This is a genomic window from Microcystis aeruginosa LEGE 91341 (genome assembly GCF_015206885.1).
Taxonomy (GTDB): domain Bacteria; phylum Cyanobacteriota; class Cyanobacteriia; order Cyanobacteriales; family Microcystaceae; genus Microcystis; species Microcystis aeruginosa_H.
Genome location: NZ_JADEXY010000166.1, coordinates 1 through 8,207 on the forward strand (window position 1 = coordinate 1; position 8,207 = coordinate 8,207).

7 protein-coding genes are annotated in these 8,207 nt (G+C 41.7%); 6 read left to right on the plus strand and 1 reads right to left on the minus strand.

Annotated elements, in window-relative coordinates:
* Positions 1 to 240: 240 nt before the first annotated feature.
* From IQ234_RS18620 to IQ234_RS18640, 5 genes are all read left to right on the plus strand, one after another.
* A complete protein-coding gene (locus IQ234_RS18620) occupies positions 241 to 1,005 on the plus strand; it encodes a PD-(D/E)XK nuclease family protein (protein ID WP_193958170.1) in 765 nt (254 codons plus the stop codon).
* Positions 1,006 to 1,109: 104 nt separating this feature from the next.
* On the plus strand, positions 1,110 to 1,799 hold the full coding sequence (locus IQ234_RS18625; RefSeq protein ID WP_193958171.1) for a J domain-containing protein: 690 nt from the start codon (positions 1,110 to 1,112) through the stop codon (positions 1,797 to 1,799).
* Between the two features lie 405 nt (positions 1,800 to 2,204).
* On the plus strand, positions 2,205 to 2,816 hold the full coding sequence (locus IQ234_RS18630; protein ID WP_110579717.1) for a DUF3611 family protein: 612 nt from the start codon (positions 2,205 to 2,207) through the stop codon (positions 2,814 to 2,816).
* 2 nt (positions 2,817 to 2,818) lie between these two features.
* The gene (locus IQ234_RS18635) at positions 2,819 to 3,160 is read left to right on the plus strand and encodes a DUF565 domain-containing protein (protein ID WP_002800797.1); all 342 of its coding nucleotides are present in this window, start codon (positions 2,819 to 2,821) and stop codon (positions 3,158 to 3,160) included.
* A gap of 200 nt (positions 3,161 to 3,360) precedes the next feature.
* Positions 3,361 to 4,908 (plus strand): mercuric reductase, encoded by a 1,548-nt coding sequence (locus IQ234_RS18640; protein WP_193958172.1) that lies wholly within the window; start codon positions 3,361 to 3,363, stop codon positions 4,906 to 4,908.
* A gap of 801 nt (positions 4,909 to 5,709) precedes the next feature.
* Here IQ234_RS18640 and IQ234_RS18645 read toward each other — a convergent pair.
* Positions 5,710 to 6,822 (minus strand): linear amide C-N hydrolase, encoded by a 1,113-nt coding sequence (locus IQ234_RS18645; protein WP_043996724.1) that lies wholly within the window; start codon positions 6,820 to 6,822, stop codon positions 5,710 to 5,712.
* Positions 6,823 to 7,085: 263 nt separating this feature from the next.
* Here IQ234_RS18645 and IQ234_RS18650 point away from each other — a divergent pair, with 263 nt between their 5' ends.
* Entirely contained in the window at positions 7,086 to 7,409 is a 324-nt protein-coding gene (locus tag IQ234_RS18650; RefSeq protein WP_193958173.1) for a hypothetical protein, read from the plus strand.
* Positions 7,410 to 8,207: the final 798 nt, after the last annotated feature.

The window sequence follows — 8,207 nt, forward strand, 5'->3', positions numbered from 1 at the left end:
CCCTTGATAAGGGGGGTGCCGATAGGCGGGGGATCTACCCTTGATAAGGGGGGTGCCGATCCCCCCTTAATCCCCCCTTAATAAGGGGGGCATCTGAAAGTTTTTAATACCTATCTAGTTAAGTACCTAGGAAAAATTAATTACACACATATCACCACCTCTTGCCTTTTGCCTCTTGCCTTTTGCCTCTTGCCTTTTGCCTATCCTAACCAAGAAATTAATTTTGCACCACTACTTATCATGTCTAATATCTATCGTCTTGCCCAGGGCCATTTAAACCTATTGGAAACCTGCCCACCGAGATTTCAAAAAGTCTATCTAGAGCAACTTAACACACTGGCTGACCCCGGGCAATTGGAGAGGCAAGAATGGGGCAGTCAGTTTCACCTATTATTACAGCAGCGGGAATTAGGGCTGCCGATCGCGTCCCTATTACGCGAAAATGAACAGTTAGAACATTGTTTAACAGCCCTATTAAAGGCTGCCCCAGCAATTGCCCAAAATCCGGGAGAAGCTAATCGAGAAGCGGAACATTGTCGCAGTTTAACTGTGGGTAATTATTTATTAACGGTTATCTATGATTTAATTTTACTAGAGAGCGATCAAGCGGTAATTTTTGACTGGAAAACCTATTTAAAACCTATCGATGCCGACAAACTAGCCAAAAATTGGCAGACGAGACTTTATCTATATGTGTTGGCAGAAACTTCTGCTTATCCTCCTGATAGTTTATCGATGACCTATTGGTTTGTGCAGTTACCCCGCAGCCCCGAACAAATTACTTTTAACTATAATCGCAAACTACACCAACAGACAGGGCGGGATTTACGCCGTTTATTGAAGGAGCTCGATCGCTATCTATCAGCATACCAAAATGATTTAGTCGATTTTCCCCATCGTCCCGATTGTCAGCTTCATTGTCCCTATTATCTTACACAAGAGCGATCGGGCCAAATAGACTTACCCTCGATCGATGATATCCCTGAAATCAATCCTTTTGTCTAAATCAGTGATCACTGATAACTGATAACTGATCACTGACAATTCCCCTTCTCCGCCGGGTTAACCATGGTCGATAATAACAAAAGACAGATCGATCGCTTGCGCTCATGACCGGCAACCACTACCAAACCTTAGAAATCAGCCATAAATCGACCCCTGAGGAGATTAAACGGGCCTATCGGCGTTTAGCCAGACAATTCCATCCCGATAGTCAAAACGATAGTGCCAGTCACGATAAAATCGTCGCTATTAACGCCGCCTACGAGATTCTAAGCGATCCGAGACTAAGAAAGGACTACGATAACCAACTAATCGCCAATTCTCCCGAAAAACGCGCCCAACGCACTGCCACCGCCCAGGCAAGCTACCATCGTTACAAAGAAGCGGTCCAGGAAGACGAGTCCCTAGTCAAACAGTGGTATAACCAGACCTATAGCCCAATTAATCGCCTGATCGGTCAAATTATCCGGCCCCTTAAACGTCAGATCGATCACCTATCCGCCGATCCCTTCGACGATCAGTTAATGGCTGTTTTTCAAGACTATCTAGAAACCTGTCGCCAAAAGCTCGATCGAGCCAAAACCCTCTTTTCCCAACGGCCTAATCCTGCCAAAATGGCCAAAGTGGCCGCCTCTCTGTACTACTGTCTCAATCATCTCACTGACGGACTAGAAGAATTAGAAACCTTTACCCTTAACTACGACGACCGCTCTCTCCACACCGGTCAAGAAATGTTTCGCATGGCCCAGCGTTTACAGGTAGAAGCTAAACAGATAGCCAGTCAGTGCCAAAATTAGACCTCTGGTAAAAATCAAAAATTGTTGTTAGGGTGAGGAGTCAGTAGCCAGGGCTCTTCTAGGTTCTGTGTGATCGGTTTAACTTACATAGGATCGATCTTTGTGTCCTTTGTGTCTTTGTGGTTCGTTCCACCCCCTCGCTAGGAGAAATGTATCTTAGAATACATTTTACCCACCAAACCTAGGAGAGCCTAGCCAGTAGCCAGTAGTCAGGAGAATTAAGAATGAATAATAATCAATTAAATGGTCTATTTACAGATTTTAGGCAATTTAATCATTATTTTTGCCGTCTTTGAACCCTAAAAAATTAATTATGCCAGAGGTTGATTAAATCTCTAGCCATGGGCAAAAAAAAAGACGAAAATAGATCAAGACCAGATTTACCCAATCCCTAGCTTAACCCCGATGAGAGACAAACAATCAGAAATTACCAATATATCCACCTCTAGAGATTCTGATCTTTATTCCTTGCCTCCCGCCGTCCAACGGGCGGCTAATATCCTTTTACGTCAGGGAAGAATCGGTTTTTGGACGCAGATTGTCCTAGGCGTAATTTCGGGGGTTTTATTGCTCATTGCTACCGCTAGTTTATTAGGGACGAGACAACGCACTTCCGGTATTGAAATCGGTGTTTTATGTGCCATTGGTGGGGCTTGTTTCTTGGTAGTCGCTATTTTCTTTTCCTCTCGTTACATGAAAATTGCCCGTCAAATGTTGAGGGGTGATCAAGATAGTCGCCCGAAAAAATCCGATACTATTCAGTTAATACGTCAGGGTTTAATCGCCAATATTATCGGGATGTTTTTAACCATTTTGGGAGCGCAAGCCTTGGCGGGAATCGTCTTAATTAAATCCCTCAATGTTCCTCAAGGTACTTTTAATGTTGCCTCTAACCCCAGTCAATTTGTTAATTCCGTTGACCTGTTAATTGTGCAGGCTAATACTAATACAATTCTCGCTCACTTTACCGGTATCGTTACCTCTTTGTGGCTTCTTAATCGTATTACTTCTAAATAAATATGACCATGCAACGCACCCGTTTAAGTACGCTGGCTAATGTCACCAGCAGCCGGTTTAATAGCTTTTTTGGTAATCCTTGGCGGCGGATTTCCCTCCAACTAATTTGTGTTTTATTTGGAGTTTTTTCTGGTCAAGCAATTGTCACCACTGCCGGTCAAACTGCTCAATGGGATGTCACCGCTGCTGGTTTATTACTGCTGTTTACGGAGGCGACTAGCCGGATTGTTTACCGAAAAAGTTCCCAGGCTAAACCAGCACCGATTCTGCGAGAATCTCTCAATTTACTAAAAATTGGTATCACCTATAGTTTATTTCTAGAAGCCTTTAAAATTGGCTCTTAAATCGCCAATTGAAAAATAAAAACCACGACTCCTTAAGAGTTGACAGAGAAAGGCTCATCAGATTTTGTCCGATTAATACAACAACAACTAACATAGAACCAAGAGACTTGCTCTATCAACTTGGTCAGGAGGGGAATTTATTGACTATAAACTACAGAATAAAGGCGGTAACTGCGCCTAGGGAGTCGAGGTAGTTCACTATGTTTCAAAATAGCTCCAGTGAAGTTAATATTCTCCCCATGGACGAACATAATCAAAAATTAGTTAATTATGTTCATCCTGCCGATTGGCTCAATCCCCAACCCCAAGATTGTTATGATTTAGTCGTCATTGGTGCGGGTACTGCGGGTTTAGTCGTAGCGGCAGGTGCTGCGGGTTTAGATATAGGTTTAAAAGTGGCTTTAGTGGAAAAACACTTAATGGGGGGAGATTGCCTCAATTTCGGTTGTATTCCTTCTAAATGTCTGATTCGTTCCTCTAGAATTATCGGGGAAATTGAGAAAGCCAAAAAATTAGGAATTGATATTGGAGATACTAGAGTAGATTTTGCCAGAGTCATGACCAGAATGCGGCAAATTCGCGCTGATATTAGCCCTCATGATTCGGTGCAACGTTTCCAAAAACTAGGTATCGATGTCTTCTTGGGTAGCGCTCATTTTTTAGGACAAAATACCGTGGCAGTGGCGGGAAAAACTCTCCCTTATAAAAAAGCCGTCATTGCCACTGGTGCTAGGGCTTTTAATCCCGATATCCCCGGACTAAAAGAAGCGGGATTTTATACCAATGAAACAATTTTTTCCATAACAGAATTACCCCCCCGATTAGCTGTTATCGGTGGCGGGCCGATTGGTTGTGAATTAGCGCAAGCTTTTCAACGGTTAGGCGCACAGGTGATTTTATTTCATAATCATTCCCATCTTTTGAATAAAGAAGACCCAGAAGCAGCCGAAATTATTGAGAATACTTTCCTGCGGGAAGGAATGCAATTAATTCTCTCTTGCCAAATTGAACGGGTGACAAAAAATGAGCGGGGTAAAACCATTGAATATACTAGCAATGGTCAAGGAGCAACTATCACCGTTGATGAGATTTTAGTCGCTGCCGGCCGGGAGCCTAATCTGTCAGGATTAAATTTAGAAGCGGTGGCCGTAGAATACGATACTCGTCGGGGAGTCATAGTTAATGATTATCTGCAAACTACTAACCCGAAAATTTATGCGGCCGGTGATATCTGTATGGATTGGAAATTTACCCATGCTGCCGATGCAGCCGCCCGTATTGTGATTAAAAATACTCTCTTTTCTCCCTTCGGTTTCGGACGCGATAAGCTCAGTAATTTAGTTATGCCTTGGGTCACTTATAGCGACCCAGAAATTGCTCGTGTCGGCATGGATGAAACCCAAGCACAGACCCAGGGATTGGTCACTAATACTATTAAAATTCCTTTGAGTATAGTCGATCGAGCTATCACTGATGGCGAAACAGCAGGTTTTTTAAAAATTATTCACAAACAAGGTTCCGACCAAATTTTAGGAGCCACTATCGTCGCTGCTCACGCCGGTGAGATGATTTCCGAAATTACCACCGCTATGGTTGCCAAAATCGGACTGAGTAAACTCTCTACTGTTATTCATCCCTATCCCACCCAAGCGGAAGCGATTAAAAAGGCCGCCGATGCCTATCGTCGAACTCTCTTGACTCCTAATAGTAAAAAACTCTTGGAATTGTTGACTAAATTATCGCGTTAAAATCAGTTATCCGTTATCAGTTATCAGATGTGAGTTATCAGTTATCAGATGTGAGTTTTCAGTTATCAGATGTGAGTTTTCAGTTCACAAGGGACGAATCAAAAACCTTTGACTCTTGCCTTCAGAAGCGGATTACTGATTACTGTTTACTATCCACTGAAAAAAACTTCCATCAACAGTGTCTCACTGATTACTGTTTACTGATAACTGAAAATACTCCCCAACTCCCACTCTGCAATAACTACTGGCAGCCAGAAATCCATTGGGCTATTATCATACTTTGTACTTTTTGTCAAAAAAACTTTTTTTTTGCAATAAAACTACACAAAAAAAAGATCATCGTTGTGGGTGAAATTGACTCATTTACCCGTCTTAATTAGGATCACCTTCTAGGTGTGGCAAGGGTTTCAGCCATTGCTACCCAAAAAAGCACAAAATAACCCACTATGAAATTCTATCAAATCGCTGTAACCATTGGAACATCGTTGTTAAATAAAAATCTTTCTCAATTAATTCTTAAGAATTTGTAAATATTGCGAAATGTTAATTTAAATATTCTCAAGTTTTTGGAGTTAATAGATAATTTTTACTTATCTTTGTCAAAAAATAGAACTCCTGCAAAATCCAACATCTACCATTGGGTTAGAAGTCAGTAGCACTGTAGGGTGGGTTAGCGACAGCGTAACCCACCGAATATTAGGAAATTGATGGTGCGTTACACGCGCGTTAACGCACCCTACGGCGATGGCGATCGCAGTGTATTTATGGCTAACTTTCTAATAGCTTCTAGTTAAGAGAATCTTAACCCTTTAAGTCATTGGTCATATCTACAATAGGTTGTTCACTTTCGGTACTTAAAGTTTTAACGTTTTTTTCACCAGTTGCCATCAGTTTTTTCAAGTCAACCATCCGAATTGTTTGATCCTCATAGGTTTTCCAGTAATAACGTAAATTGTGCGGATCACGGGCTGAAGTAAACATAGTATAATCCGTTTCATGTCCTGCTCGTGCAACTCCCACAGGAATATCAAAGTTATTTAAGATATGAAATACCTGTTCAATTCCTTCTTCAATAGTAGTTGAGGGGATTGCTGTTTGACTGAAAACAGTAGCACGAACAAACCGAGCCGGAGGCGTAAAATCACCCGGCATTCCTAACATTCCAGTCCCTTGACCGAATTGTGAGAAGGTTTCACCAGCGATCTCGATGGAGGGTACATTGCGAGGATCAAGGGCTATATAGTTACGAAGATTGGTCATGTGCCAATCAAAAGTAGGAGAATTGGTTATTATCCCAAGGGGATTGTCATGAACGATTAATTTACCCTCAACTGGTTCAATCACAATACTTTTTCCTGTCCTGTCATAAACGATATAGTGAACTGTCAAAGGATCAAAGGGAAGGGGTTTTCCTGCCTCATCGTTAGGGATTGAGCGAAAGACCACAACCTCTTTATTGGCAATTGCCTTTTTGACTTGATCAACATCGGTAAATTTAGATAGAATCCACCTCGGGAAATCTTGAGGTCCCATTCCTTTACTAATATCTTCTTCGGAAGCTGTAGATTCTGTAGATTCTTCAGGTAAAATTTGATATTGAGCATAGGAAGGAAAAAAGAACACACCTAAAGCTAATCCTTCTTCGTTAATGCCATCAAAACAATTAATATCTTCAAATTGGACAAGACTACCCATACTTTTGGCCCAAGCTGCAAGAATGGCGTAGTCAGATTTATAGGACATTCCAACTGTTTTAAATCCATTCCCCATTTTGCATTGAAAAGACTCACCTGCGGGTATATAGACAATATCTGTATCGACTTCGACCCCAAATTCAAGGGTTCGACCATGAACAAATTGCTTAGTTTCTCCTGTGAGAGGATTACCAATTTGTAATTTAATTCCGGTACACATCACATTAATTCTCCTAAAAGTGGATTAAGCGAATAAATGAGATCGCCCCCTCGCAGCTAGGTCAAGCAACAGCCCAACCCAACCCCAAAGGCGATTGAAAACAAGAATACATTGTACCCCCCCGCCCCGGCAACTGTATCCTACGCTACAATTTAATAAATCTTTACATTCTTCTCCCTGACTAGGGATTCACAGCAGAAAATGAAGTCTGCGTCCCCAGAATGCCTGATGGGACAGAATTGATTGTCACTCGCAGCCCCCCGGTGAACTCCAACGGTGTCATCACCCTGACTAACCGCCACCTCCCCCAACTGAAATGGCGAGAAAGCCTCTTAATAGCTCGTCCTGTCAATCAATTTCGGGACTTTTTTCCCGAAGTTAACAATCAGAATCTTACGGAAATTGCGATCGCAATCAAGGAAACCTACAATGATTATTTAAAGTCAGCGCGATCGCTTGAAGACCTGAAAAACCGGCATCCCGAACTGAGAGAACCCTATATCGAGGTAACATCAGCGAAAAGTCAGAGAACGATTTACCTGACCCGACTAGATCGGTTTGGGACTTTAGAATCGGGTTTTTTTTAGTCAAGATAAGCAGTTTCCCGTTGATTTACAGCTTGTTAACAACAAGATTGACCGAGAGATTCCTAATTCTCTTTTGGCTGTAGCAACGCTCGATTTAGAAGGGAAATCAGTGGAGCAACCAATTGGAGCGATCGCCTTATCCTCGGTAGAGGAATACAACCTGAAAGCGGGAATAAATATGTAGAGATGGTGCGTCAAGAACACCCTGAAAGTGAAAGACAGCAATTAGCGGCGGCTCTCTGGCATCATGCTCATACCAGGGGTCATCAGTCATCAGTCATCAGATTTACGTTTTCAGTCCACTGATTACTGGAAAAGCTTCCCAACTCCCACTCTGCAATAACTACTGGCAGCCAGAAATCCATTGGGCTATTATCATACTTTGTACTTTTTGTCAAAAAAACTTTTTTTTTGCAATAAAACTACACAAAAAAAAGATCATCGTTGTGGGTGAAATTGACTCATTTACCCGTCTTAATTAGGATTACCTTGTAGGTGGGACAAGGGTTTCAGCCATTGCTGCCCAAAAAAGCACAAGACAACCCATTATGAAATTCTATCAAATCGCTGTAACCATTACAAAATCGTTGTTAAATAAAAATCTTTCTCAATTAATTCTTAAGAATTTGTAAATATTGCGGAATGTTAATTTAAATATTCTCAAGTTTTTGGAGTCAATAGATAATTTTTACTTATCTTTGTCAAAAAATAGAACTCCTGCAAAATCCAACATCTACCATTGGGTTAGAAGTCAGTATTGAGGAATCAGGTTTTAGGTGTTGGGGGTTGGGGTTTTGG